Source organism: Amycolatopsis sp. NPDC051061 (genome assembly GCF_040682935.1).
GTDB lineage: Bacteria > Actinomycetota > Actinomycetes > Mycobacteriales > Pseudonocardiaceae > Amycolatopsis.
The window spans coordinates 13,334-37,526 of the sequence record NZ_JBFBBZ010000075.1 but is presented as its reverse complement, the minus strand read 5'-3'; the positions used below and the strand labels follow the sequence as shown (position 1 = coordinate 37,526).

The following is a 24,193-nucleotide window of genomic DNA, read 5'->3' as shown; positions in this document are numbered from 1 at the left end:
GGAGCCGCGACGGCCGCATTTCCGCTTCCCGCAAGGCCCCGCGGGTCTCGGGAAGCGGCCGACCTGGCGGCGGGGCGCAGGGAGACCCGCCGCCGGGGGACGCCGAACAGCGGCGGCGTCCCGCCGGTCGCCGTCACCACCGGATCACTCCAGGGTCGTGACGGCGGCCGGCCCTCTGCTCATGACGGTCCGGCGGTCGGGACCAAGGCCGGGCCGTCGAGTTCTGGGTCCGGCAGCGAGCCGCTGAGCCCACCGGCCCACCCTCTCGGACATACTGTCGTCGGTGACGGCGGCGGTCGCGTTTCCGGAATCTCAAGTGGCCGCCTGTTGTCGAAGCTTCGTAAACCGGCGCCACGAGGGGGCCCGCCATTTCAGCACCACAACACGACCCTGAGCTCTTCGACGAGCTGATGCGCGCGGAACTGCGGAGTCAGCCAGTCAGTCGCTATGCGATCGCGACGCTCGTGACGGGGCTGCTCGGCGGGCTGCTCGCGCCGGTCTTCGGTGTCATCGCCGCGGTACGGATCAGGAAGCACCGGCAGCGGGGCTGGGTGCTGGTGATCTGCGGGCTGGTGGCCTTCGCCGCTTGGGCGAGCGTGATCACTTACCAGGTCGCCACCGGGTCGGCGTGGTGGCAGCAGCCACCCCAGGAGCGACTGCCCGAAGGGGCGGCTCACGGGCTCGACCTGACCGCGGGTGATTGCTTCTGGTCCCCGCCGGCTTCGGGTGCCACCGATGTGCTGCGGGCGCCGTGCTCCACGCCGCACACCGCCGAGGCGTTCGAAGTGCTCCCGCTGGACGGGGGCGCGATGCCGGACATCGTCGAGGTCTACCAGCGCACCCTCGCTCGGTGCGAGGCCGACGCCCGCGAGATGTCCGGTGTCCGCGTCCAGGTCGTGACGCCGACGTCGGCGAGCTGGAACGAGGGCAAGCACCGTGCGGTCTGCTACTACCGCTTCGCGACCGAGATGACCGCACCCGTGCGGTGAGCGGCTCACGCCGAAGCGTCCACCGCCGGGGACGTCGCGGCCTGCGGTGTCGGCGGCGTGGCCGGACCAGCGGTTTGCCGTAGTCGTCGCCGGAATGGACCAGTACGTCGAGCCGGCGGGCCCCGCAGCGATCCAGCAGCGGTTGACTTGTCGCTACCCGCCTGATCGGCGACCTGGTAACGCTCGGCCGCCGTGGCGCTGACGGAGCGAGGAAGGCGAGCGCACTAGATCCAGTTACGAGCTGAGAAGGAAGCGCGCTCATGGCCTCGCCGCCGCAGTTTAACCGGAAGATCAGGCCGGGACCAAACGGTTGAGCGTGTCCAACGTGATCACCGACGCCGACCGCGGAAGCCCCTCCGGCCGCTGCAGCCCGACGTACGTCACCGGCTCGTCCGCTCGCAGCTGCGGTGTCCACTCCGTCACCGTCGTCCCGGCGGCCCGCAGCAGGTCGACCAGGTACCGGACGGTCAGGTACTTCCGCCGGACCAGGCCGCGCACCAGTTCGCTCGTCTCACCGTGGTTGGTTTCGACCTGGTTGAAGCGCGGCGAGCCGGCCAGGTACAGGTGCAGCCACGTCGCCGTCCACGTGCCGAAGCTGTCCCGGCCGAACACGATCGGCAGCGCGACCCGGCCGGTGCCGCGCAGGTCCGATCGGGTCCGCACGGTACGGGCTTCGAACGGCATCCCCCGCTGCGCCTCGTCGCGGATCATCCAGCCGAACATCGACTCGGTGACCGCGGTGAACCCCTCTCCCGAGTAGACGTTCACCTGCGGCACGACGTAGGCGGCGTCGATCGGGCCGAGCGGGACGTCGATGAACTCCGTCGCCCCGTCCGGCGCGTCCGTGATGTCGCCGGAGTACACCGCGCCGCCTTTGCGGAAGTTGGTCCACGACACGTGACCCGCGAAGCGGAAGTGCCGGTCCAGGAGCAGTGCGGACAGGTCGAAGTCCGTGGTGTCCTTCGTCTGCCGCCAGTAGGTGAAGAACCGCAGCACCTCGCCCTCGATGTGGCTGCGCGAACCCCGTGGCAGCACGGCGAACCCGTCTTCGCTCGCCTTGCCCGACAGCGGCAGCGCCACGTCCAGCACGTCCGGGTCGACGACGAGCCGTTCGATCGCGGGCAGCCGCGCCGCGACCTCGGCGTCGATCAGGCCGCTCGCTCGCTCGATGACCTCGGGTGGCAGTGGCGGCCGCGTGTCCGCGGTGACCCAGGCGCGCCGTTCCCGCGTGGTGAACGCCCTCGTCCCGGCCGGTTCGGCGCGGTTGCCCAGGTGTTCGCGCACCGAGCACAGCACTCGTCCCGACACGGACCCGAGGACCTTGCCGACGGCGTCGAGCAGGTCGTCCTGTTCGGCGGGGCTCGCCTGTCGCAGCAGCCGGTCCAGCGATCGCATCAGCATCCCCGGCGCGGCACTGAGCACACCCGCCGCGCGAACGACGTCGCGGTCGGCGAAGGCGGCCTCGGCCCGCCCGGCGATCGTCGGTACGGACCGGTCGCCGCGGGCTACGTCGAACACCGCACGCGCGCCCGGATGGGCCGAGTTCTCGTACGCGTGCAGGTACGTGCCGAGCCGTTTGAAGCGTTCGGGGAAGCGCTTGACGTCGCCGAGCTTGGCCGCGTTGCCGCCGACGACGCGATCCAGCTCCCCGAGCAGGACGCGCCGCTCGCGCCGGCTGAAGCTGCGAAACCGCGTCGGGGTGGCGAGCGTGACGTCGCCGCCGCTGGCCGCACAGGCGGTGCGCAGCACGTCGACGACGGTGTCGGCCGCGACGAGCGGCCGCCCGGCGGCGAGCAGGACCCCGTTGACGACGGCACGGTTCTCCCGCATCGGCACGGCGGCCGGCTCGACGGCGTAGCAGGTCAGCGCCAGCTCACCGAGCAGAGCCAGATCGGCCTCACCCAGCGGCGTGACCGACTCGGCGAGGGTCCGGTACAGCGCCTCGGTCTCTTCCTGCAGGGTCCCACCGAGGTGCACGAGGGTGACCCGGTCCCCGGCGGAGGCGATCAGCTCCTCGTGCGCGTCGAGCAACTCGGCGAAGCTGTGCTGGTAGCGGCCGTAGCGGGGCAGGGTGAGCAGGTCGACGACGCCGTGGTTCTCACCGAAGGTTCCGCGCAGGCAGTGCGCCCAGAACTCGACGGTGTCCGGCACGCCGCGCGGAAAGCGCTTGAAGTAGGAGCTGTGCTTGACGTCGTCCCCGACCAGCTCCCGCACGGCCCCGACGACGTCGACGGCGATGCCCATCGCCGCCCCGGCCCGCCGCGTGGCAACGTATTCGACCAGCGCACGATCGGCCTTGAACCCGGCCGTGACGAGTACGGCATCCATCTGCCGGGCGACGGCGGCCCCGTCCCCGGCGGGCGCGTCCGTGCGCGGGACGCGCAGGGTGTGGCGGATGATCGTCTGCAGCATGGTCCGTCCCGGCTCGGTCGTGAACGGACAGATGATCACCCGGCGAGTTCGGAGCCGTCAACGCGTTATCGAGCGCGGGTGCCGCACTGCGCAGTGCGGCACCCGCGTCGCGGTCATCAAGGGAGCTGGGCGACCTCCGCGTCCGTCAACGCCTTGCCCACCACGCCGACCTCGTCGACCGCGCCGCTCCAGAAGTCGACGTTGCGGCCGTCGTACTTGGCTCGCCCGACCGTGAACGCGCCGGTGCCGGCCAGTGCCGGTCCGGCCGGGGCCGTCGCGACCTTCACGCCGTCCACGTAGAGCCGGATCTCGGTGCCGGCCCGCACACCCGTGAGCTCGTACCAGCGGCCGATCTCCGGCACGACCTCGTACCGGGCCCGGTTGCCGCCGGGTGTGCTGAACGCGAACGCGCCCTGCCCGTACTGCAGGTAGAACGGGCTCTCCCGCTCCCTGCCGTCCTGGCTCACCGCGGTCGCGTAGTTGCCGGGCAGCTCGTCGAGCCGCACCTTCGCGGACACGGTGTAGTCACCGGTCGTGTCGACCACCGGGCCGTAGGTGTCGGCGGAGCCGCCGGTGAACTGCAGCGCGCCGTCCTTGAACGCCACCCCGGACGGGGTGAGCGTCAGCGGGTTGTGACCGCCGCTCGAGTCCTTCGCGGTCGTTCCCCGGCGCTCGTCGAGGTTCCACTCGCCCTTGCCCGCGTACGGGTAGGGCTTGCCCGCGTCGGCACCGGCCTCGATCACGCGCCGGTTGATCTCGCGGACGGGACCCGGGTCGACCTTGAGGCGCTTGCGGTCGTAGGTCCAGAGCCCGTTGAGCTCGCCTTCCAGATCGGTGACCTGCGTGTAGACCGACGCCGACAGCTCGGCTCGAGCCTGTCCGAGGTAGAACGTGCGGGTGTTGTCGACGTACTTCGCCGTCAGCGCCGCCTTGTCCGCCACCCCGCTGTAGATCGCGATCGGCGCACCCGGCCACTGGTGACCCGGCGTGCGCAGCGTGAATCCGCCGTGTTCGCCGTCCATCGCGACGCGTGTGCCGTCCGAGTGGGCCGGGTCGGTGTTGTTGTAGTCGTGGTGGTCAATGACGTCGCCGCGGCCCGAGTCGCCCTTGGAGGCGCAGCAGTTCACCCCGCTGTGGGCGTTGACGATCCGGCTCGGGTCGGCGGCCTTGACCTGGTCGGTGATCCGGCCGGTGGCGGTCTTGTCCCACTCGCCCCAGCCCTCGTTGAACACGATCCAGGCGTAGACCGACGGGTAGTTCTGCAGCTGGTGCATCTCTTCCAGGCCTTGGCTGAGCCACGCCTGCTGCGCCGCGGGGTTGTTGCCGTCCTCGACGGACACGAAGTCCTGCCACACCAGCAGTCCCAGCTGGTCCGCGTGGTAGTACCAGCGGGCGGGCTCGACCTTGATGTGCTTGCGGACGGCGTTGAAGCCGAGGTCCTTCTGCGCCTTCAGGTCGAACACGAGGGCCTCGTCGCTGGGCGCGGTGTTCAGGCCGTCGGGGTAGAAGCCCTGGTCCAGCTGCATCAGGTTGAAGATCGGCTTGCCGTTGAGCGTCAGCTTCGGTGTGCCGCCGACAGTGGTGATGCCGGTGGACCGCATGCCGAAGTAGCTCTTGACCTTGTCGCTGCCCAGCCTGATCTCCAGCTGGTAGAGGTACGGGTCGTCCGGCGTCCACAGGTGCGGGTTGGGTACCGCCAGCTTCAGGTTCGCGTTCGCCGGCCCGGTGACCGCGGCGACCTGCCGGCCGCGCGAGTCCTTGGCGACCGCCGTGACGGTCGCGTTGCCCGCGGACTTGACGTTGAGCGCCAGCGAGTTGGTGGTGAGGTCGGGAGTCGTTTTGATCTCGTCGATGCCCTTGTCCGCCACCGGCTCCAGCCACACCGTCTGCCAGATGCCCGACGACGGCGTGTAGAAGATGCCGCCGGGGTTGGGGGATTGCTTGCCCTTCGGCTGGTACGGGCCGGTCGTGTCGGTGACGGCGACGACGATCTCCTGCTCGTCGCCGCGCTTGAGCGCGTCGGTGATGTCGGCGCTGAACGCCGTGTAACCGCCGGTGTGCTCCGCGACGAGCTGGCCGTTCACCCAGACCTTCGCCTGGTAGTCGACCGCGCCGAAGTTGAGCTTGAGGCGCTGCCCGCCGCCGATCTTCCAGTCACGCGGGACGGTGACCGTGCGGCGGTAGAACATGTGGTCCTCGTGCCGTTCGAGCCCGGAGAGCTGCGACTCGATCGGGTAAGGCACGATCACCTTTTCGGGCAGCCGCTTGCCGAACGTCGGCTGCTGGCCGTCCTTGGCGGCCGAGAACTCCCACGGGCCGTTGAGGTTGACCCACTTGTCGCGCTCGAGCTGCGGCCGCGGGTACTCCGGCAACGGGTGGCGCGTGTCGACGTGCTCGCCCCACGGCGTCCTGAGCCGTTCCGTCGACGCGTTCGCGACGGTGCGTGCGGTCTTCCCGACCTTCGTGCCGTTCACCGCGAGCACACCCGCGCCGTCGTAGTAGAGCGTGACCCGCTGGCCCTTCAGGACCCTTTCGGCCAGCCGGATCGTGACCCGGGTGCGGTTCGTCGTGACGAGCGAGACCGGCATCGGCGTCGCGTCGACCTCGATCCGCAGGTGGTCCTGCAGGTCGTTCGTCCCCGAGACGCGGCCGTCGAAGTCGGCCGTGAGCGTGCGACCGTCCTGGGACACGTCCGCCGAGCGCGGCACGACCTGGTAGTCGGCCGGGGGAGTGAACGCCGACAGTGGCACGATCTGCTTCGCGATGGTCGCGCTCGACCACCGCAGGAACATGGTGGCGCCGCCGGTGTCCTGGAACATTTCCAGCTTGAAGTCGTGCTGCTTGCCCGCGGTCAGCGTGACTGGCGCGCTGGTCTGCTCCTTGTCCCAGTCCCCGACCCAGTGGTCGATCACCGGCGCGCCGTCGATGAACAGCCGGAACCCGTTGTCGCCGATGGCGTAGAACGTGTAGTCGCCGGTCTGCGGCACGGCGAGCTGCCCGGTCCAGCGAGCGGTCGTGTTCTCCGTGCGCCCGGCGACGAACCCGAAGATCGAGGTCAGGTCCGGATGATCGACCTCCCCGTCAAGCGCGGTACCGGCCAGGTTCGCGAAGTCATGCGCACCCGGCGCCGACATCGTGAAGTATTCGGCCTTCAAGCCGTGGACGGGCTCGGCGGCACCGGCGGGCGGCGTTCCCGACGCCACGCCCAGCGCCACCAGCAGGGCGAGGAGGACGGAAGCGGCTCTTCTCATCGGCGAGATCCCCTTCATTTTTACAACGTTGTAAAACGTTCCTGAGGATCCAATCAGACAAGTTGGACTTCTAACTACCGCCGAATGTCGGTATCTTCTGGGCCGACTGCCGAGGCTTCAGGGCACCGGTGTGTTGCGAGCGGCTCAGCCGGGAAGTTCGGTGACGCCGAGGGCGAAGTCCCAGTTCCCCACGCCGTGGCGGGCGAGGCCCATCGTCAGCACGCCCGCTCCTTCGAGCCAGTACGCCATGCTCAGGTCGCCGACGTCCAGCGGGCGCAGCCCGAGGCTCTCGATGAACGCCGCCACGTCCGCCTTGGCCCGCGCGTCGTCGCCGGCGATGAAGACGGCGGGCCGGCCCTTCTCCAGGACGTGGCGGAAGATCGTGTTGAACGCCTTCACCACGCTGGCGCCGGCCGGGGCCGCCTTGGCGGCTTCCTGCGCGACCGAGGTGTGCTCGCCGTGGGCCAGCCCGTCGGCCGCGGGAGTGAACGGGTTGCTGATTTCGACGATGACCTTGCCCGCGAGGGCGTCTCCGTAGTGGGAGACGACCGGAACGACGCCGGCGTACAACAGGGCCACGATGACGATGTCCCCGGCCGGGACGGCGCCCCACTCTCCCGTGGTTGCGCTGCCGCCGAGAGCCTCGGCCAGGTCGGCGGCTTTGGCCTGATCGCGACCCATGACCTCGACGGTGTTGCCGCCCGCTACCGCCAGCGCGCCGATGGTGCGGGCCATGTTGCCGGTGCCGATGATGCTGATGCTGCTCATGAGTTGTCCCGTCTTGACCGATGATCGAAAAGGGTGCCGCTCAGATCGCCGCGGTGCCGCCGTCGACGGCCAGTTCCATCCCGTTCACGTAGCTCGAGTCGGCCGAGGCGAGGAACAACGCGACCGTCGCGATCTCCTCGGGGCGACCCATCTCTCCCCGCGGGATCAAGGACTCGAACTGCCGCATCGTCGCCTCGTCGAACAACTCCTCCTGCTTCGCCGTGGCGACCTGACCGGGCATCAGCACGTTCACCCGGATCCGCCTGTCCTTCAACTCGGACAGCCATACGCGGGCGTAGGCCTGCAGCACGGCCTTGCTCGCCGCATACACACTCCACTCGGGATAGCCCTTGACGGATGCGTTCGACCCGGTCATGAAGATCGAGCCGCCGTCGTTGAACAGCGGCAGCGCTTTCTGCACCGTGAACAGCGTGCCGCGCGCGTTGAGCCCGAAGGTGGCATCGAAGTGCTCCTCGGTGATCTCGCCGAGCCTGCGCTGCTCGCCCGTCCCGGCACTGGCCCACAACACGTCGATCGTGCCCTTTTCCCGCTTGACCGTGTCGAACAACCGGTCCAGATCCGCCAGGTCGGCCGCATCGCCTTGTACGCCGGTCACGTTCCGGCCGATCAGCTTGACGGCGTCGTCGAGCGCTTCCTGCCGCCGGCCCGAGAGGAAGACATGCGCGCCTTCGTCGACGAACAGCTTGGCGCCGGCCAGCGCCATGCCGCTCGTTCCGCCCGTGATCACCGCTACCTTGCCGTCGAGCTTTCCCACGATCACTCCAGTGAATAGGTGATGGTTATGTAAACCGATCTGTGTCCTTAACGTAGCGGAGGGTCGGTCGGAGCGCAAGCTATGTACACCGATCAGTACCAAACTCGGCTATGCTCGGGGTATGACGGAGTTGGAGAAGGGCCCCCAAGGCCTGCGCCGCGGCAGGGGCGCGCGCGAGCGCATCCTCAGCGCGTCACAACAGCTGTTCCGCGATCAAGGCATCAACCAGACCGGCATGGACCAGCTCTGCGCGGTGGCCCAGGTGTCGAAGCGCACGGCCTACCAGCACTTCAGCGGCAAGGACGAGCTCGTCGCCGAATACCTGCGCCGATTCGATCCCGACGTCATGGCGGCAGTGTTCGACCGCACCGACCTCACGCCTCGCGAACGACTCCTCGCGGCCTTCGACCTACCCACGACCGCGGCACAGGACGACATCACGCCCCTGTGCCCCTTCATCGCGGCGTCCGTCGAAATCCCCGACCCTCACCACCCCGCGCGCCGGCACGCGCACGACTACAAAAGAGCCGTCGCCGCACGGCTCGCCGAAACCGCACGCGAAGCCGGCGCCACCCACCCCGACCAGCTCGGCGAACAACTGGCGCTGCTCCTCGACGGCGCCTCGGCCCGCAACCGGGCCCTCAACACCGAAACCTTCCCGACTGCCGCCGCCATCGCCGCCGTCCTCATCGACAACGCCATCCCCCGCTGACCTGAACCCGGCCGCATTTCCCTGACGCGGTCAGAGTGTCGGCTTGCCCGGCTGGTAGAGCCAGGTCTGGAAGAACGCGTCGAGGTTGCGGTGGGTCAGTCGCTCGACGAACTGGATGAATTGCCGCGTCGAGACGTTGCCGTACCGGTGCTCTGTCGGCCACTGCGTGAGCACCTTGAAGAAGGCGCGGTCGCCGATCTTCAGGCGCAGCGCTTGCAGTGTCATCGCGCCGCGGTTGTAGACCAGGTCGTCGAAGATGCGGTCACGGCCGGGGTCGGCGACTGCGCCGCTCCAGTCCTTCTCGTCGGCGTAGGTCTTCGCGAAACTCTGCTGCACGGGGACGCCGTCGAATTTCTCCTGGTAGAGCCATTCCGAGTAGGTCGCGAAGCCTTCGTTGAGCCAGATGTCCGACCAGTGCACCGGAGTGAGGCTGTCGCCGAACCATTGGTGGCCGAGTTCGTGGGCGAGCAGGTCGCCGTCGACATCGCTGGTGCTTTGGTCGTAGACCGGCCGGCTCTGCGTCTCGAGGGCGTAGCCGACGCCGACGTCGGCGAGGATGCCGCCGGTCGAGTCGAACGGGTACTGCCCGTACATCGAGGATTCCCAGTGGATGATCTGCGCCGTGGTCTGGTTGAACACCTTGCCCTGACCGGGCTCGGTGTCGATCGACGTGCCGATCGCGGTGATGTTCGGCAGGCCGCCGGCCGTCACGCCGCGGGTGACGTCGTAGTCGCCGATCGCGAGCATGCTCAGCTCGCTGGCCATCGGCCGGTTCATGGACCAGCGGAAGGTGGTCCGGTGATCGTGCGTGGTGGTGGGCCCGGGTTCGCCGTTGGCCAGCACGGTGAGCCCGGTCGGCACGGTGATGGTCTGGGTGTAGGTCGCTTTGTCGTCGGTGGTGTCGTTCACCGGGTAGTAGGTCGCCGCGCCGATCGGCTGGTTGAGCGCGACCGCGCCGTCCTTGGTGGCGACCCAGCCGGAGAGGCCCAGCGCGGGGTCGTCGATCTTCTGCGGTACGCCGGCGTAGGTCACCGAGACGACGAACGCGCTGCCCTTCCGCAGACCGTACGGCGGGGTGATCACCAGCTCCTGGGCGCCGCTGCGGGTGAATTCGGCGTTCAGGCCGTTCACCGAGAGCCTGCTGATCGTCAGCGGTCCCTGGAAGTCCAGGTCGAAGCGCGAGAGATCCTGAGTGGCCGTGGCGAGGATCGTCGTGGTCGCGTCGATTGCTTGGGTTCCGGGGCTGAACGCCAGCCGGATGTCGTAGTGGCCGACGTCGTAGCCGCCGTTGCCCATGTCGGGGAAATACGGATCCCCGGCGCTCGGTGCACCGGGGGAGTACCGCGGTGGTCGGGCCGGCGCGGCATCCGCTGCCGGGCTCGTCGCGGCCAGCAGGCCGGCGGACAGTGCGCAGGAGATGATCACCAAGTGGCCACGGCTACGGTTGGTGCCTCGCATGGGTCCTCCTCGGCCATCATCGACGCTGAAGAGTAGGACCGATCCGACACGCGGATCAAGCCTGGTGCGGCGGTCGCGAACGTCCGGTTCGGCAGCGGTATGGCACCTTCCAGGTCGACGGGGTCATGCTGTTGCGGTGAACCGTTACCTGCTCGACAACCGCCGCCCGGAAGCGGGCGAAAGGTTCGCGGCGCTCGCCGAACTGTTCGATCCGTGGACGTTTCACCATCTCGACGACTTGGGGCTTGGCGAAGGATGGCGATGCTGGGAGGTCGGCGCCGGCGGCGTCTCGGTACCGCACGGCCTGGCGGAGCGCGTGGGCCCCGGCGGCCGGGTGCTGGCCACCGACATCGACGTGTCGTGGACCGAGCCCGCGGCAGGCGGTGTACTGGAAGTACGGCGGCACGACGTGCTCGGCGACCCGCCGCCGGCGGAGAAGTTCGACCTGGTCCACGCCCGGCTGGTGCTGGTCCACCTGAAGGACCGCGCGGCCGCACTGCGGGTCATGATCGATGCGCTCCGGCCCGGCGGATGGCTGGTGATCGAGGACGCGGACTCCTTGTTGCAGCCGCTTGCGTGTCCGGACGAGCGCGGCCCCGCCGAGGAGCTGGCGAACCGGCTGCGCACCCGGATCCGCACTCTGCTGGCCGAGCGTGGCGCCGACCTCGCGTATGGTCGCACGCTGCCCAGGCTGCTGCGTGAGTCAGACCTGGAGGACGTAAGCGCGGAGGCCTACTTCCCGATCGGATCACGCGCCTGCGTCATCCTGGAAGCGGCCACGATCCAGCACGTTCGCGACCAGTTGCTGGCCGCGGAACTGGCGACCCCCGAGGAGATCGGGACACACCTCGCGAACCTCGCCGGCGGCGACCTGCACCTCATGCTCGCACCGATGATCACCGCATGGGGCCGCAAGCCGGCCTGAGTCGCCGAGATCGATCAGACAGCGGTGGTCGTCAGGGAGGCGAGTGCGTCGTCGATCTCGAGGTCGATCAGCCGCTGCGCCTCGATGGTGCGGTTGTCGAAGATCCCGGTGAGTTCGAGGCTGACGATCCCGTGGATCCGGGTCCAGATCCGGATGGCGGCGGTGGCGGCGCGGGGTGTGGCGTCCGGCCGCTCTTGTGCGCGGGCCCAGCGACGCAGCTGCTCGTCGAGGGCGCGGTCGCCGGTCCTGCGGTCGGCCGAGGCCGTGTCCTGGATGGCCACCAGCAGGTCGATGAGCAGGGCCATCGCCTGGTCCAGCGGGGTCCGCGCGGCCGCCTGGCCGCGGGCGTCGTCGGCGCGTTCGGCGAAGAGCATCCCGTAGCGGCGCCGGTGTCGCAGTGCCCAGTCGCGGTAGGCGGCGACCAGGAGCCGTACCCGCGCGCGCGGTGCCCGTCTGCTGCCCGCGACCGCTTCCTGCATCGCCGTGGCGAGCTGCTGGTAGGACAGGGTGACCAGGTGGGCGATCAGCGCGTCCCGTGACGGGAAGTAGCGGTAGACCGCCGGTGCGGACATGGCCATGGCTCGGGCCAGTGCCGCGATCGTCAGCGCGTGCACGCCATCGGTGTCGATGATCGCGAACGACGAGTCCTCGATCTCCTGGAACGTCTGGGCCCGCAGGCGCTCACGCCGGCTCACCACCGGCGGCTGGTCGGTCATCGTCGCATCGTAACGGACCGTATCGATGACGACGGGGAGGTCGCTCCGCTACGGGTCGTCACGCTGTGGCCCCGTACTGGCGGCGGAGGCTGTCCAGCATGGTCTCGATTGACGCGGTATGACACGTCAATGCATAGTTACGACCATTAACAGAGCGACGAAGCGTCGCACTAGTTCGAGGAGCCGGCCATGACCGAGACGAACATCCCCACGGTGACCGCCACCGAAGTGGTGCTGCCGGGCAAGGTCGAACCGTCCGGGCTGCAAGTGGTGCAGCGCCCGTTGCCGGCGCCGGCCGCCGGTCAGGCGCTGGTGCGTGTCGAAGCGACCGCCGTGTCCTTCGCCGAGAGCGCGATGCGCCGGGGCCGCTACTACGGCCAGCCCGCCTTTCCGTTCGTGCCCGGCTACGACCTCGTCGGGGTCGTCGAAACGGTCGGCCCGGACGTGGACCGCGCGCTGATCGGACGGCGGTTCGCCGCACTGACCAAGACCGGGGCCTGGGCCACGGCCGTCCTGCTGCCCGCCGCCGATCTGGTCGAGGTGCCGGACGGGGTGAGCGCGGAGGAGGCGGAGACGCTGACGGTCAACGGGCTGACCGCCTACCAGATGCTCCACCACGTCGCGAAGGTGCGCGCCGGGCAGACCGTGCTCGTGCTGGGCGTCGCCGGCGGTGTCGGGACCCTGCTGGCCCAGCTCGCCCGCCACGCGGGTGCCCGGCTGATCGGCACGGCGAGCCCGCGGCACCACGAGGCGCTGCGCGAACTGGGTGTCGAGCCGGTCGACTACCGGGATCCCGACGTCACCGCCCGGGTCCGGGAACTGGCTCCCGACGGCGTGGACGCGGTGTTCGACCACCTCGGCGGTGCGAGCATCTCCCGCTCCTACCGGTTGCTCAACCGCACCGGAACCCTGGTCAGCTACAGCATCGCGAGCAAGCTCGACGACCGGACACCCGTGTTGTTCAGCTTCCTGAACGTGCTGACGAAGCTGGCGTTCTGGAACTACTTGCCCACCCGCAGGCACGCGAGCTTCTTCGACGTGTGGTCGGGTTCGGGCAAGCCGGGCTCGGTCAAGCGTGCGGCGTTCCGCGCCCGGGTCCGCACCGATCTGACCCACGTTTTCGGTCTCCTGCGCGACGGGGTGCTCACGGCGAAGATCGCCGCCCGCTATCGGCTGACCGAGGTGGCGGCGGCCGTGGAACTCTCCGAGTCCTCCGCCCGGACCTCCCTCGGGAAGATCGTGCTGGTGCCGTAAGCGGATTCCCTCGGTCGCGAGAGGAACGCCCAACCCTTGCCCAGGAGTCCGCGCGCTCGAGATCTGGGCCTGCTCGCACCGCACGCCTTCCGGTCCTGACTTCGGACGAAAGCGACGGTGGCACCCGCGCCCCGCACGTATTCTCATTCCGATGACCGGATACGGCCGCGACCGGGAACGCCGGCGCCGCACTCGCACGCTGCTCGGCGTCGGGTACCTGGCCGCGTTGTCGGCACTGCTCGGACTCGAGGTGGGTTGGCTACCCGCGGTGGGCGTGCTGCTCGGGTTGCTCGTGCTGGTGTACGTCGTGTTCACTGCCGTCGCTCTGCGAGATCGGCGAAGGGAACGACGGCGGCGTGAGTCAGGCGCCGCGCCCTCATGGCCGGCCCAGCTGCCCGTTTCGGCGGCCCTGCTCCTCGGAGCCAAGGCGCCGGGGCGGCACGCGCGGAAGGCCGACGAGATCGGCGAACTGCTGGGACGGTTGACTTTGTCGAGCGAGGGCCTGCGGTGGGACCCGAGGGAGGGCGATCGCGGACGCGGCGTGGGCCCGTTGGTGTTCGACCGGTCGTGGGCGGCGGAGGTGATGCCGCTGTGGGGTCCGGGCCACCAGGGTTGCCTGACGCTTTCCCACCCCGGTGGAACGGTGATCGACATCTGGATCCGGTACCCCGCCGATCTCCGGCGGGCGTTGGCGGCCGGTTCGCCTTGCGGTCGGCTTTGACCGCACGCCGGGCAGTCATCGCACTGACGCGGCTAGGAAATGCGGCGGCGGTAAGCGGCCGTGGCGAAGACATAGGCGACGATGAGGATTCCTGCGCACCAGGCGAGGGCGATCCAGATGTCGGTGCCGACCGGCTGCTGGGTGAACAGGGCGCGGATGGTGTTGACGATGGACGTCACCGGCTGGTTCTCGGCGAACCAGCGCACCGGGCCGGGCATCGTGGCGGTGGGCACGAAGGCGGAGCTGAGGAACGGCAGGAAGATCAGGGGATAGGAGAACGCGCCGCCGCCTTCCGCCGTTTTCGCGGTGAGGCCGGCGATCACCGCGATCCACGTCAGCGCGAGGGTGACCAGGAGCAGGATGCCGGTGACGGCGAGCCAGGCCGTGATCCCCGCTCCGGAGCGGAAGCCCATGAGCAGGGCGACACCGACGACGATCACGAGTGAGATCAGGTTGGCGACCAGCGAAGTCAGCACGTGTGCCCACAGCACGGACGAGCGGGCGATCGGCATGGAGTGGAAGCGCTCGAAGATGCCGCTCTTCATGTCGGTGAAGAGCCGGAGCGCGGTGTAAGCAATGCCCGACGCGATCGTGATCAGCAGGATGCCGGGCAGCATGTAGCTGACGTAGGAGTCCGAGCCGGTGGTGATCGCGCCGCCGAAGACGTAGACGAACATCAGCATCATGGCGATCGGCATGATCGCGGTCGTGATGATCGTGTCCAGGCTGCGGGTGATGTGACGCAGGGACCGTCCCAACAGGACGGTGGTGTCGCCGAGGACGTGGGTGGTCATCGTCATTTCCTTACTTTTCCGTGCGGGAGCCGACGACGGCGAAGAAGACGTCTTCGAGGGTCGGCTGCTTCTCGACGTATTCGACCTCGGCGGGCGGGAGGAGCTGCTTGAGTTCGGCGAGGGTGCCGTTCACGATGATCCGGCCTTCGTGCAGGATCGCGATCCGGTCGGCGAGCTGCTCGGCCTCGTCGAGGTACTGGGTGGTGAGCAGCACCGTCGTGCCGCGCGCGGCGAGGCCCTTCACCGCGTCCCACACCTCGAGCCGGGCCTCGGGGTCGAGCCCGGTCGTCGGCTCGTCCAGGAAGATCACCGGGGGATCGCCGATGAGGCTCATCGCGATGTCGAGGCGGCGGCGCATGCCCCCGGAGTACGTCGCCACTTTCCGCGCGCCCGCGTCGGTCAGCGAGAAACGCTCCAGCAGGTCGTCGGCGATCTTGCCTGGCTGCTTGAGGTGCCGGAGCCGGGCGACGAGCACGAGGTTCTCGCGGCCGCTGAGGATCTCGTCGACGGCGGCGAACTGGCCGGTGAGGCTGATGGCGGCGCGCACGTCGTCGGCTTGGGTGACGACGTCGAAGCCGTTGACGCTGGCTGTTCCCGCGTCCGGCTTGAGCAATGTGGACAGGATGCGGATGGCTGTGGTCTTGCCGGCGCCGTTGGAGCCGAGCAGGGCGAAGATGCTGCCGCGTGCGACGTCGAAGTCCACCCCGCGCAGCACGTGCAGCGCCTTGTACGACTTTTCCAGGCCTCGCACCTGGATCGCGGTCATCGGACGGTCCCGTCTTCGTTTCCGGCGGCCTGGTCGATGGTGCTGATCAGCCGCTGCCGCTCGCGGGTCACGTACCCGCCCTTGGTGTAGTTCCGGATCAGCTCGTCCACGAATTCGACCGGGTCGGTCCCGACGATTTCGCGGATCGGTGTTCCGTCGGCCGCGGCGCGTTCGAAGAGGTCGGCGACGTCTTCGAACAGCGAGGCCGCGTTGTCGCCGTCCAGCATCCCGAAGTGCATCAGGTACCGTTCGATGGCCTCGACCGCCGTGCGGTAGTTCGGTGGGAGCTGTTTCACGCGGGCCTTGTACTGCCGCCACCGGCGCTTGTCGCCGATCACCAGCGTGATGAACTTCGAGATGGAGCCGCTGTCTTCGGTGTCGGACATGGTCAGTTCCCTCCTTGGTGGAGCTGGTCGAGGCGTTCGGCGAGGAAGTCCCAGTTCTTCCAGAACTCGTCGAGGTACTGCCGTCCCTGGGCGTTGAGCGAAAACACCTTGCGCGGCGGGCCTTTCTCGGACGGGACCTTCGCCACGTCGACGAGCCCGCGCTGCTCGACCCGGATCAGCAGGGCGTAGATGGTGCCTTCGGCGATGTCGGAGAAGCCCTGCTCCCGTAGCCACGCGGTGATTTCGTAGCCGTGTGCGGACCGGCCGGCCAGGACGGCCAGGACGAGGCCCTCCAGTACGCCCTTGAGCATTTCCGTCATCTGCTTGCCCATGAACCGCCTCCTCGTGCTACTCAGTCTTGCTGAGTACCGGTAGATAGTAACACTGACTACCGTCGCCTTGTCCAGTACTGCGTGATACTGTCTAGTGGTACCTAGTGCTACGCAGTACCGCGAAGGGATCTCCGGTGGACGACCTGAGGGAGCTGCTGAAGGGCACGCTCGAGGGCTGCGTGCTGGAGATCATCGGCGGTGAGGAGACCTACGGGTACGCCATCACGCGCCGGCTGAACGACCTCGGCTTCGACGACGTCGTCGAGGGCACGGTCTACACCATCTTGCTGCGGCTGGAGAAGAACCGGCTCGTCCAGGTGACGAAACGACCATCCGAGCTGGGGCCGCCGCGCAAGTTCTACGCGCTCAACGACGCGGGGCGGGCAGAACTCGGGAAGTTCTGGGCGAAGTGGGAGTACGTCTCGTCGCGGATCGACAAGCTCAAGGAAGGCGGGAGATGAACCTCTGGGAAACCATGACCGGCAGCGATCTCACCCGGGACTGGAAGGCGTTCGAGGCCCGGGCCGAGGTGTTGCCGGCCGAGTACCGGGAAGCGTGGGAGAAGATCAAGGGCCACCTCTTCCCTTACGGAGACTTGAGCGGCCGCAACCTGATGCCGATCCTCGATGGCGCCCTGGGGCTGCTCGAGGAGACAGCGGCGGAGGGACAGGGCATCCACGACGTCCTGGGCGACGACATCGCGGGCTTCTGCGCCGCGCTGGCCGGCGGAGAAGGAGCTCGGAGCTACCGCGATCGGTGGCGCGAGCAGCTGAACCGGAATGTCGCCCGGAAACTGGCCCGGCTGGGAGGCTGACGTGGGCATCCAGGACATCATCGAGGGCAAGAAACAGTGGCGGGCGCACGTGGCGCGGGTCAAGGCGCTCCCGCCGGGCTACCGCATCGTCTACCAGGAGCTGCAGAAGTACTTCATCAAGGTCGGACCGGTCGACCTGGCCGACGGGCAGCTGCTTTCGGGGGTCGCCGACTTCTTCGAGGAGGGAGCCGCGGCCGGCAAGGGGGTCCTGGAACTCATCGGCGACGACGTCGCCGCCTTCTGCGACGACCTGATCAAGGACTCGCGCACCTACGCGGAGGTCTACCAGGAGTCCCTCGGCAGGGACGCCGGTCAGTAACGCGGTCGGCCCTTCAGCCGCAGGGTGCGGCGTACCCCGATCGGCCGTCAAAGGACGGGCTGCCGCGTGCCGGCCGGCCGCCGGCTGCACGCCGATCGGCAGGCCCGTGGCGGTCGTCCCGAACCGCAGGGACAGGGCGGGGAGCCCGGTCAGGGTGAACGGGACGGTCATCGACATCACGTGGAAGATGCTCGATGTCCGGCCTTCGAGGGTGTGCTCCTGTGCTCCTGCGCGGGGACCGTGGTCACCGGGAGCAGCAGCGCGTCGTACTGCTGGAAGTACGCCGCGAAACCGTCCCGGAGCCGCTCGACGCCTTCGCGGCCTCCAGGGCGCCTTCCGCGAGCGTGACGATCGGGTTGACCTTCGGATTGGTGGCCTCGACCCGGTCGAGGTGCGCCCGCACCACCTCCACCGAGGACGCCTGCTTGGTGCGGATCAGCTCGGCGAGCTCGGTCGCGTCGGACCAGATGAGGTCGGTGGACACGGTTCGTCAGACGTGCAGGATGCGGCGCGTGACCGCCATCGCGCGGTCGAGCTGGCCGGGTGGCTGTGGATCTTCGCGATCATGCCTTGCCCCGAGCCACAAGTCGTAGAGGACCTCGGCCGTCGCGCGCGGGGTGTCGTCGACGGACAGCGACCCGTCGGCGACACCATCGGCGATCATGCGCTCCAGCCGGTGCCGCAGCTCGCCTTCCAGCCTCCCGTTCCCGGCCAAGTCACAAATGGTGACTTGGCCGGGCGCGGGAAGCTGCATTCAGCCGCTCGACCGGCGCTGACGATCAGGCGCCCGAGACGATGAGGATGGGGTAGGTGCGGTCGACGACGCAGAGGGCGTTGGTGGCCCACATCGCGAGCGAGCTGCCCACGCACCTCACTCCCGGTTGGGGTTCCGCCTGGGCGGAAGCTGTGCCGGTCGCCCCGAGGAGGACTCCGGTCGTCAACACCAAGGCACCGATCGTGGCGGTGATGCGTCGCATGGCGATACTCCTGTCCTAGAGCCGGTTTCCGGTTTTGCTCGTGCTGTCGGGGGAGTGCCCCGGAACCGCGGCGGCGAACGGATCCGCGGCCCATGCCACCGTCTCGGGTGACACCCACCGGAGCCCCACCAGTCACTGCATGGATGGCTGACTTGTGACTGGTGCAGTCAGCCGGTTCTCGCGACGAGGAGGCGCTGGGCCGATTCGATCGGGCGCCGCTGGCCGGCCGCAGGGCACGACACCCGATCAGAGACCTTCCTCGGTCGTGGACCCTGGACTCGCGGCTCCTTCGACGCGAACCACCCGTGTCCGCGCCACCAGGTCGCCGATTCGCTGGTGGCGGCGGGTGGCCACGATGCTCACCACCGCCACCAGTCCCAGCAGCAACCCGTCGACCGTGAGAAGCACCCAGCGGATCAGGTAAGCGCGTGCCGTCGGGCGGCCGCCGCGGAGGGTTTCCACCCTCAGGCCCATCACCAGCATTCCCGGGGTGACTCCGCCGCGGCGCCACGGTACCCAGATCTGGATCACGACGTCGACGGCGTACGCGACCGCGAGGAACGTGATCACCGGGACCCAAAGGATCAGCTTCGGCGGTACCAGACCCCACTGCACCAAGGGAATGACGACGAGCCCCGCGCCGAGCGCGGCGAGAACCCCTACGCCCACGGCAAGAGCCCAGTCCAGCACGGCCTGCACCACGCGGCGGCCCGCCATCCCCAGCCGGTCCGTCACCGCGTCACCCGCACCCACGCGGCGAGTCTTGCACACCGGTCAAGAGCATCAGTCGAGCCAGCCCCGCCGCCACGCCCAGATGGCGATTTCGGTGCGGTTCCTCAGCTCCAGCTTGCGCTGCACGCTCGCCAGGTGGGTCTTCACCGTCGAAGGGGAGACCCGGAGGTCGTCGGCGATCTCGGCGTTGGTCCGGCCGCGGGCGACCGCGAGCACCACATCGGACTCGCGAGCGGTCAGCGGCGCCGTGACGGGCTCGGCCCGCCGCCGCGTTCTCTCGGCGAACCGGGCCAGCAGGCGCACGGTCACCGACGGCGAGACCATCGCCTCGCCGCCGGCAGCCGCGCGCACCGCGTCCACCAGCATCCGGGGGCCGGCGCCCTTGAGGAGGAACCCGCAGGCGCCGCCGAGCAAAGCGGCGTAGACGTTCTCGTCGGCGTCGTACGTCGTCACCACGACCACTCTCAGCGGGTCCGCGACCGCCGGGCCCGACAACAGTTCCGTGGCCCGCAGACCGTCCACTTTGGGCATCCGGATGTCCATCAGGGTGACGTCGGGCCGCAGCCGCCGGGCCAGCCGCACCGCCGCCTCGCCGTCCGCGGCCTCGGCGATCACTTCGATGTCCGGCGCGGCGTCCAGCACCAGCCGGAAGCCGGTGCGCACCAGCAGCTGGTCGTCGGCGACGAGCACCCGGATGGTCATCAGATCCCCCGTGGCAACGATCCGAACGGCGCGTCCTCGGCGCCGAGCGGGAGACGAGCCGCGACCCGCCAGCGCGAGCCGGCCTCCCGCCCCGCGGTCAGGCTGCCGCCGAGCATCGCGATCCGTTCCGTCATGCCGATGATGCCGAAACCGCCCGGCGAGGGGAGCGGCGTCGCGGGGACGCCGTCGTTGCGCACCTCGAGCAGGAGGTCGTCGGCGTCGGTGGTCGCGGTCACGGACACCTCGGTCGCCGCCGGCGCGTGCCTCCGGACGTTCGTCAAGGCTTCGGTCACGACGCGGTGCACGGTGGTCGCCAGCTGCGCCGGCACCGGCAGCTGGTCCAGTTCCTCGGCGATGTCCGGCCGGGCCGCGGAGCCGGTGGCCGCGCGCACGACGTCACCGAGGACGGCGCCGGCGAACGGGGGCATGTCTTCGGTGTCGCGCAACATGCCGACGAGCCGCCGCGCGGCGGCCAGCGCTTCACCCCCGGCCTCCTCGATCTCGCGGTAGACCGCCGCGTGGTTTCCCGCGTCGGCGCTCGCTTCGGTGATCGCACGGGCGGCCTGCACCCGGACGACGATACCGCTGACGTGGTGCGACACCAGGTCGTGCAGTTCCCGGGCCAGCTGCAGGCGTTCGTGGCTGCGCACCCGGTCCAGCGCGTCGCGCTGCCGGTTGTCCGCCGCGCGCAGGATCAGCCCGACGCTGAGGCAGGCACCCCAGTACGCCGCGGCGCCGACCGCGAACAGCGCCTCCGGCACGTCGGCGCCGTACCGGAGCAACGGCGCCGCGATCATCACCACACCCATCGCCGGTGCCAGTGCGGCCGCGTGCCTCGGCGCGAGTTTGCGGGCGGCCGACGCGGTGAGCACTCCGGTGGCGACGATCTCGGCGATCGCGGGCTGCGGCTGCCCGTTCCCGGCCACCTGCACGACCGTGCCGAGCACCGACAACGCGACGACGACGCTCCCCAGCACACCGACGTGGCGGGGGAAGCGCCGCCGCAGCACGGCCAGCACCGGGATCGCCGTGCCCGTGGACGTCAGGAGCGCGCCCAGCGGCCCGGCCCAGCTGGCACCCCCGCCGCCGGGCGCGCGCAGCGCCAGCACGAGATCGGTGACGACGGCCGCGAGCAGCACCGCGATTTCGGCGCCCAGCGTGCCGCGCCGGGCCCGGGATCCCGTTCCGCGCATGGCCGCCATGATCCCGGACCGGCCTCAGCCCGCCCGCCGGGCCCCGGCCATGTGGCGGTTGGACGGGGGCAGGTAGCTGAGCACGGTCGCGACGACCGCCACCCCGCAGCTGAGGTATTCGGCCCACGACGGTTGCGTGGTCAGCAGCGAAGCGGCTTGGAGCAGGGTGAACACGGTGAGGATCACCCGGGCCCAGTTGCGGCCCGCCTTGAGCTTGAACGACAGCCACAGGTAGACGAGCGCGATCACCGCCGCGATCGCGACCGGGATGGCCTGCGCGAGCAGGGTGGCCCGGTCGACCTGCTCCGGCGACATCGTGGGGTTCGCGTTCCGCAGGGTCTCGGCGATCTCGGCCCGGGAACTCAGGATGAGCAGTCCCCCGGCGATCGCGGAGACCGTGGACGCGAGGAAGCCGAAGAACGCGGCGATGATCGTGCTGGGCGGGTTTTCCCGCACTGTCTCGGTAGTCATACCGGGAAGCTAGGGTTTCGCGCGGCCCGGCACCGGCTGAGCTCCGCTCGTCTCGTACTTTCGGACGAGCCGGGCTTGCGGTCCCCGTCACGGCTGGTCGTCCGCGGTGACCAGGCCGATCTTGTAGGCGAGCACGACCGCTTGGACCCGGTCGCGCAGGTGGAGCTTGGCGAGGATCCGGGACACGTACGTCTTCACCGTCTCGATGCCGATGAACAGGGCCGCGGCGATCTCGGCGTTGGACATCCCCGCGGCGACCAGCTTCAGCACCTCCCGCTCCCGGTCGGTCAGGACCTCGACGACCTCCCGGATCTTGCCCGCGTTCCCGGTGCTGTGCTTGATCCGCTCGCCGAAGCGGCCGATCAGCCGGCGGGTCACTTCCGGTGCGAGCAAAGCGTTTCCGGACGCTATCGTCCGCACCGCCGCGATCAGGTCGGCCGGCGGGGAGTCCTTGACGAGGAAGCCGCTGGCCCCCGCCCGCAACGCCTCGAAGACGTACTGGTCGAGGTTGAAGGTCGTGACGACCAGAACCTTCAGCTCGGCAGCGGACTCGGGGCCCGCGAGGCGGCGGGTCGCCTCGATGCCGTCGAGGAGTGGCATGCGGATGTCCATGATGACGAGGTCCGGCGCGAGACGTCCGGCCAGCGCCACCGCCTCGATCCCGTTGCCGGCCTCGCCGACGATTTCGAAGTCGGGCTGCGCCGAGAGGATGGTGACGTACCCCGCGCGGACGAGTTCGTGGTCCTCGCACACCAGGATCCGGGTGCGGGCTCGGTCGGTCATCGGGTCACCACCCGGAGGGGGAGGCTGGCCCGCACCACGAACCCGCCGTCGGAGTCGTGGTCCGCGGCCAGCTTCCCGCCGGCCAGGGAGACGCGCCGGCTCAGCCCGGCGAGGCCGCGGCCCGACGGCGCGGGGGGCGCACCGTGCCACGGTTGCCGGTCCCCGGTGCCACCCGTGGTCACCTCGACGACGAGCTCGTCGCCCGCTTCACCGCGCACCCGGACCACGGTTCGCCGCCCCGGCGCGTGCTTCAGCGCGTTGGTGAGCCCTTCCTGCACCACGCGGTAGGCGGCGAGCTGGGCGAGACCGGAGATCTCGCTCGCCGGGTAGTCCTCGATGAACTCCACCGGTTGCCCGGTCGCCCTGGTCTGGTCCACGAGATCGCCGAGCCTGCCGATCGCGGGCTCCTTGGACGCGGTGTGCACGTCGTCGTCGGGGGTGAGCACGTTCAGCAGCTCACGCAGGTCCGCGATGGCGCGGCGGCCGGTCGTCCCGATCGCGTCCAGTCCGGCGAGGAGCTTCGCCCGGTCGTCGGCCGCCACGTACTGGGCCGCGTCCGACTGCATCACCATGGCGGTCACGTGGTGGGTGACCACGTCGTGCAGCTCCCGGGCGAGGCGTTCCCGTTCGGCGCGCAGCTCGGCTTCGACGCGTTCGTCGTTGCGCCTGGCCTGTTCGCGCAAGCGGCCGCGCGACCAGGCCCCGAGGAGCCAGCAGGCGGCGGGCAGCGCGAAGAACAGCACGAAGTCCTTGGCCGGGAACGGTGATCCGGCGTGGATGAGCCACGCGCACGTGGCGATGTACCCGGCGACCCACAGCGCCGCCGAGGACGCCCGGAACCCGGCCTGGAGCATTCCCGCGCCGTAGAGCGCGAGGTAGAGACCGACCGACGCGAAGGTCGGCCGGTATCCCCAGTCCTGGTAGAGGAAGAACGCCGACGACGTCAGCACCAGGCACCAGCCGGGGGCACGGCTGCGGACCGCCAGCGGAAGAGCTTGCGCGAGTACCAGGCCGGCCGCCAGGAGGTCGAACGGACGCTGTTCGGCCGGCCACCCCAAGGCGGTGCCCTTGTCGGCGAGCCCGGGGACGAAGGACAAGAGGGTGATGACCGCCGCCAGCCCGCAGTCCTTGGCCGCGGAGGGAAGCGAACGGTACCGCTCCGAGACCGCTTGGAGCTGGCGGCCGCGGAGCGCCGTCACGCCCCGCACGGGACTGCGCGAAGCAGCACCCGGGCCGCCGACGCGTCCAGCCACGCGACCGTGCGGACGACCGGAACGAGGGTCAGCAGCATCCCGGCGCCGACGGCGAAGCCGAGCCAGGGGTTCCCCAGGGATTCCCGGCCGGTCAGCAGGTCGCCGACGGAGTACACCTGGATCGCCAACGACCGCAAGTGCATCGGCGAAGCCAGTCCCACCACCGCGCCCGTCCACCACGTGAGCGCGACGGAGAAGGCGAGCAACGAGGGAACGGACCGCACCACGGCGTAGGCGAAGTCCAGCCAGCACTGGGGATCGGCGAGCGGCGACGCCCAGCGTCGCAGCGGGCTCGCGTCCGCCGGTGCCTGCCGGTACACCGGCGCGGAAAGGCTCTGGCGCAGGACCACCTCGACGCGCTTCCGTTCGAGACCGGCGAAACTCCGGCACGCGGACAGCGTCGCGCCGAGGATCGGCACCCCGGCGACGACGACCACCAGACCCGCACCCAGGGAAATGCCGACGACCGCGACGGCGAAAGCGAGCAACGACAGCGGCACGCCCAGGAGCAGGTACCGGGTATCCAAGAGCAGCTGACGCAGGTGCCGGACCAGGTGGTTCCGGTCGACGCGCCGTTCGGTCGTGGTCATGGAAATCGATCCTAAGGACGTACGGAGCCACTCGAAGTCCCTCTGGAGAGGGAATGGCCTCACGGCACAGAAGTTACGTCGCGCGAGTTCCCCGGTGCTC

28 protein-coding genes and 1 pseudogene are annotated in these 24,193 nt (G+C 69.6%); 8 read left to right on the top strand and 21 right to left on the bottom strand.

The features are described 5' to 3' along the window. Positions 1–464: 464 nt before the first annotated feature. Positions 465–989 carry a hypothetical protein gene (locus tag AB0N03_RS48590; RefSeq protein WP_364387669.1) on the top strand — a complete coding sequence of 175 codons (525 nt, stop codon included), beginning with the start codon at positions 465–467 and terminating at the stop codon, positions 987–989. Positions 990–1,280: 291 nt separating this feature from the next. On the opposite strand, the gene AB0N03_RS48585 is transcribed toward AB0N03_RS48590, so the two are convergent. The 4 genes from AB0N03_RS48585 to AB0N03_RS48570 form a co-directional block, all read right to left on the bottom strand. After that, on the bottom strand, positions 1,281–3,401 hold the full coding sequence (locus tag AB0N03_RS48585; RefSeq protein ID WP_364387667.1) for a hypothetical protein: 2,121 nt from the start codon (positions 3,399–3,401) through the stop codon (positions 1,281–1,283). Positions 3,402–3,517: 116 nt separating this feature from the next. Beyond that, complete coding sequence (locus AB0N03_RS48580) at positions 3,518–6,652, bottom strand: PA14 domain-containing protein (RefSeq protein WP_364387665.1); 3,135 nt, start codon at positions 6,650–6,652, stop codon at positions 3,518–3,520. A 144-nt stretch (positions 6,653–6,796) separates the two neighbouring features. Then, entirely contained in the window at positions 6,797–7,420 is a 624-nt protein-coding gene (locus tag AB0N03_RS48575; RefSeq protein WP_364387663.1) for an NAD(P)-binding domain-containing protein, read from the bottom strand. A 40-nt stretch (positions 7,421–7,460) separates the two neighbouring features. After that, entirely contained in the window at positions 7,461–8,195 is a 735-nt protein-coding gene (locus AB0N03_RS48570; protein WP_364387662.1) for an SDR family oxidoreductase, read from the bottom strand. A 121-nt stretch (positions 8,196–8,316) separates the two neighbouring features. On the opposite strand from AB0N03_RS48570, the gene AB0N03_RS48565 reads away from it, so the two are divergent. Continuing rightward, complete coding sequence (locus tag AB0N03_RS48565; RefSeq protein WP_364387660.1) at positions 8,317–8,907, top strand: TetR/AcrR family transcriptional regulator; 591 nt, start codon at positions 8,317–8,319, stop codon at positions 8,905–8,907. A 30-nt stretch (positions 8,908–8,937) separates the two neighbouring features. Here AB0N03_RS48565 and AB0N03_RS48560 read toward each other — a convergent pair whose 3' ends face one another. After that, positions 8,938–10,365: a M1 family metallopeptidase gene (locus AB0N03_RS48560; protein ID WP_364387658.1), complete on the bottom strand. Its 1,428-nt coding sequence runs from the start codon at positions 10,363–10,365 to the stop codon at positions 8,938–8,940. A gap of 136 nt (positions 10,366–10,501) precedes the next feature. On the opposite strand from AB0N03_RS48560, the gene AB0N03_RS48555 reads away from it, so the two are divergent. After that, positions 10,502–11,290: a methyltransferase domain-containing protein gene (locus AB0N03_RS48555; RefSeq protein ID WP_364387656.1), complete on the top strand. Its 789-nt coding sequence runs from the start codon at positions 10,502–10,504 to the stop codon at positions 11,288–11,290. A gap of 14 nt (positions 11,291–11,304) precedes the next feature. Here AB0N03_RS48555 and AB0N03_RS48550 read toward each other — a convergent pair whose 3' ends face one another. Continuing rightward, positions 11,305–12,006 (bottom strand): TetR/AcrR family transcriptional regulator, encoded by a 702-nt coding sequence (locus AB0N03_RS48550; protein ID WP_364387654.1) that lies wholly within the window; start codon positions 12,004–12,006, stop codon positions 11,305–11,307. 189 nt (positions 12,007–12,195) lie between these two features. On the opposite strand from AB0N03_RS48550, the gene AB0N03_RS48545 reads away from it, so the two are divergent. Together AB0N03_RS48545 and AB0N03_RS48540 are read left to right on the top strand one after the other, a co-directional pair. Then, entirely contained in the window at positions 12,196–13,260 is a 1,065-nt protein-coding gene (locus tag AB0N03_RS48545) for a medium chain dehydrogenase/reductase family protein (RefSeq protein ID WP_364387652.1), read from the top strand. A gap of 151 nt (positions 13,261–13,411) precedes the next feature. After that, positions 13,412–13,981: a hypothetical protein gene (locus AB0N03_RS48540; RefSeq protein WP_364387650.1), complete on the top strand. Its 570-nt coding sequence runs from the start codon at positions 13,412–13,414 to the stop codon at positions 13,979–13,981. 32 nt (positions 13,982–14,013) lie between these two features. Here the strand turns inward: AB0N03_RS48540 and AB0N03_RS48535 are convergent, their stop codons facing one another. From AB0N03_RS48535 to AB0N03_RS48520, 4 genes are read right to left on the bottom strand one after another with little or no spacing between them, the layout of a single operon-like run. Further along, entirely contained in the window at positions 14,014–14,775 is a 762-nt protein-coding gene (locus AB0N03_RS48535) for an ABC transporter permease (protein WP_364387648.1), read from the bottom strand. A 10-nt stretch (positions 14,776–14,785) separates the two neighbouring features. Continuing rightward, positions 14,786–15,541: an ATP-binding cassette domain-containing protein gene (locus tag AB0N03_RS48530; protein ID WP_364387646.1), complete on the bottom strand. Its 756-nt coding sequence runs from the start codon at positions 15,539–15,541 to the stop codon at positions 14,786–14,788. Next, a complete protein-coding gene (locus AB0N03_RS48525; RefSeq protein WP_364387644.1) occupies positions 15,538–15,927 on the bottom strand; it encodes a DUF1048 domain-containing protein in 390 nt (129 codons plus the stop codon). The genes AB0N03_RS48530 and AB0N03_RS48525 overlap by 4 nt, the downstream gene beginning before the upstream one ends. Before the next feature lie 2 nt (positions 15,928–15,929). Next, positions 15,930–16,259, bottom strand: coding sequence for a PadR family transcriptional regulator (locus AB0N03_RS48520; protein WP_364387642.1), 330 nt, complete (start codon positions 16,257–16,259; stop codon positions 15,930–15,932). 134 nt (positions 16,260–16,393) lie between these two features. On the opposite strand from AB0N03_RS48520, the gene AB0N03_RS48515 reads away from it, so the two are divergent. The 3 genes from AB0N03_RS48515 to AB0N03_RS48505 are packed head-to-tail and all read left to right on the top strand — an operon-like array spanning position 16,394 to position 17,392. Beyond that, positions 16,394–16,720 carry a PadR family transcriptional regulator gene (locus tag AB0N03_RS48515; RefSeq protein WP_364387640.1) on the top strand — a complete coding sequence of 109 codons (327 nt, stop codon included), beginning with the start codon at positions 16,394–16,396 and terminating at the stop codon, positions 16,718–16,720. After that, complete coding sequence (locus AB0N03_RS48510; protein ID WP_364387638.1) at positions 16,717–17,073, top strand: DUF1048 domain-containing protein; 357 nt, start codon at positions 16,717–16,719, stop codon at positions 17,071–17,073. Before AB0N03_RS48515 ends, AB0N03_RS48510 begins: the two co-directional genes overlap by 4 nt. A gap of 1 nt (position 17,074) precedes the next feature. Next, positions 17,075–17,392: a DUF1048 domain-containing protein gene (locus AB0N03_RS48505; protein ID WP_364387636.1), complete on the top strand. Its 318-nt coding sequence runs from the start codon at positions 17,075–17,077 to the stop codon at positions 17,390–17,392. Between the two features lie 87 nt (positions 17,393–17,479). Here AB0N03_RS48505 and AB0N03_RS48500 read toward each other — a convergent pair. From AB0N03_RS48500 to AB0N03_RS48450, 11 genes and pseudogenes are all read right to left on the bottom strand, one after another. Then, positions 17,480–17,617: pseudogene (locus AB0N03_RS48500) on the bottom strand (amidase family protein); the annotation flags it as partial. Positions 17,618–17,636: 19 nt separating this feature from the next. Continuing rightward, positions 17,637–17,876 (bottom strand): hypothetical protein, encoded by a 240-nt coding sequence (locus AB0N03_RS48495; RefSeq protein WP_364387634.1) that lies wholly within the window; start codon positions 17,874–17,876, stop codon positions 17,637–17,639. Between the two features lie 6 nt (positions 17,877–17,882). Continuing rightward, positions 17,883–18,107 (bottom strand): hypothetical protein, encoded by a 225-nt coding sequence (locus AB0N03_RS48490; RefSeq protein WP_364387632.1) that lies wholly within the window; start codon positions 18,105–18,107, stop codon positions 17,883–17,885. Positions 18,108–18,171: 64 nt separating this feature from the next. Beyond that, positions 18,172–18,369, bottom strand: a complete 198-nt coding sequence (locus AB0N03_RS48485) for a hypothetical protein (protein ID WP_364387631.1) — start codon at positions 18,367–18,369, stop codon at positions 18,172–18,174. A gap of 246 nt (positions 18,370–18,615) precedes the next feature. Further along, positions 18,616–19,122: an RDD family protein gene (locus AB0N03_RS48480; RefSeq protein ID WP_364387629.1), complete on the bottom strand. Its 507-nt coding sequence runs from the start codon at positions 19,120–19,122 to the stop codon at positions 18,616–18,618. 30 nt (positions 19,123–19,152) lie between these two features. Beyond that, a complete protein-coding gene (locus AB0N03_RS48475) occupies positions 19,153–19,803 on the bottom strand; it encodes a response regulator transcription factor (RefSeq protein WP_364387627.1) in 651 nt (216 codons plus the stop codon). Next, the gene (locus AB0N03_RS48470; RefSeq protein WP_364387625.1) at positions 19,803–20,996 is read right to left on the bottom strand and encodes a histidine kinase; all 1,194 of its coding nucleotides are present in this window, start codon (positions 20,994–20,996) and stop codon (positions 19,803–19,805) included. The genes AB0N03_RS48475 and AB0N03_RS48470 overlap by 1 nt, the downstream gene beginning before the upstream one ends. Before the next feature lie 24 nt (positions 20,997–21,020). Beyond that, positions 21,021–21,467: a hypothetical protein gene (locus tag AB0N03_RS48465; RefSeq protein ID WP_364387623.1), complete on the bottom strand. Its 447-nt coding sequence runs from the start codon at positions 21,465–21,467 to the stop codon at positions 21,021–21,023. Between the two features lie 87 nt (positions 21,468–21,554). Beyond that, positions 21,555–22,250, bottom strand: a complete 696-nt coding sequence (locus AB0N03_RS48460; RefSeq protein ID WP_364387622.1) for a response regulator transcription factor — start codon at positions 22,248–22,250, stop codon at positions 21,555–21,557. Continuing rightward, positions 22,247–23,449, bottom strand: a complete 1,203-nt coding sequence (locus tag AB0N03_RS48455; protein WP_364387620.1) for a histidine kinase — start codon at positions 23,447–23,449, stop codon at positions 22,247–22,249. The genes AB0N03_RS48460 and AB0N03_RS48455 overlap by 4 nt, the downstream gene beginning before the upstream one ends. Next, entirely contained in the window at positions 23,446–24,093 is a 648-nt protein-coding gene (locus AB0N03_RS48450; RefSeq protein ID WP_364387618.1) for a sensor domain-containing protein, read from the bottom strand. Before AB0N03_RS48450 ends, AB0N03_RS48455 begins: the two co-directional genes overlap by 4 nt. Positions 24,094–24,193 lie beyond the last annotated feature (100 nt).